The following is a 1,062-nucleotide window of genomic DNA, read 5'->3' as shown; positions in this document are numbered from 1 at the left end:
GCAAAATGATGTCAAACGCATTATCCATCGCCAGCTTTAAGCCTAGCTCACCGTTGTCGGCATAATCCAGCTGCATGCCAGCACACTCAAAATAATCGAACAACATTCCCGCTATTTCACGATTATCTTCTACCAAAAGTACACGTTTCATTTATTCTTATCCAATCTCGATAAATTCGAATGTTGATCTTAACGAACATTATTCACTATAGGTGTGAAAAAGTTGTCGACAATGATTTTCTCACCTTTGTGTCGGTTTTCAATGTCTAACCTTAAATACAGTGGTACCTGTTTATTTATATCTATCAATACTGATTGAAATATAAATGGTATAGATTGGTTGGTTCTGTTAACTCCATATAAAACATGAAGATACTAAATTATTTATGTGACACTGAGCACATTATTAATAATTGCCAATCTTCACAAGTGCACTCGATAGGAAAGGTTCTTACTTTTTATAAAACCATTTTTTAGGTATGGTTATTGCGTTTAAATACAAATGCTTAGATTCTCTTTTTTGAGATAATTCAATCAAATCAATGGTTTCATGCACAAGCGAAACGCTGCATTATTTTATTTTTATTAATAAAACTACATTTTCTGTTCTTGATCTGTTCATAAACGAAAGTCTCCTATTAACTTTACTTGTTTAAAATCCATGATCCTTCCAATGCTTAATGCCAGATAAAAATCAATTTGTGAGGCTATCATGTTTAACAGTATACGCACTCGAATTGCTGTCAGTGCGGGTGGGGCAATGGCCTTCACTCTATTGATTGCAATGGGTATGACAACCAATGCGTTCACGCAAGTGAATGAACAAATCACTACAAAAGTAAAATCTCAACTGAACGAAGCCACCACGACCGACCTGAGCAATACGGCGATTCAGCAAGGGCTGAATATTTCCAACCAGTTAGAGCCAGTGTTGGCGAACCTAAAGCAAGCGCGTTCAATTATCGAATTAAGCGCAGAGACGACCGCAACGCCAGACATTATTGTTAAACAGTTTATTGCGTCGCTAGAAGCTCAGAACAAAGCTGTGTTTGCTGGTTACAT

General features: G+C 36.7%; 2 pseudogenes. One reads left to right on the top strand and one right to left on the bottom strand.

The features are described 5' to 3' along the window. A pseudogene (locus R7Z47_RS24115) lies at positions 1–151 on the bottom strand (DNA-binding response regulator); the annotation flags it as partial. Between the two features lie 561 nt (positions 152–712). Here R7Z47_RS24115 and R7Z47_RS24110 point away from each other — a divergent pair. Then, a pseudogene (locus tag R7Z47_RS24110) lies at positions 713–1,062 on the top strand (methyl-accepting chemotaxis protein); the annotation flags it as partial.

Origin of the sequence: Vibrio sp. 1641 (assembly GCF_033339995.1) — a bacterium.
In the GTDB taxonomy this organism is placed as follows: domain Bacteria; phylum Pseudomonadota; class Gammaproteobacteria; order Enterobacterales; family Vibrionaceae; genus Vibrio; species Vibrio alginolyticus.
The sequence above is the reverse complement of the archived record's forward strand: the minus strand, read 5'-3'. Positions and strand labels throughout refer to the sequence as shown.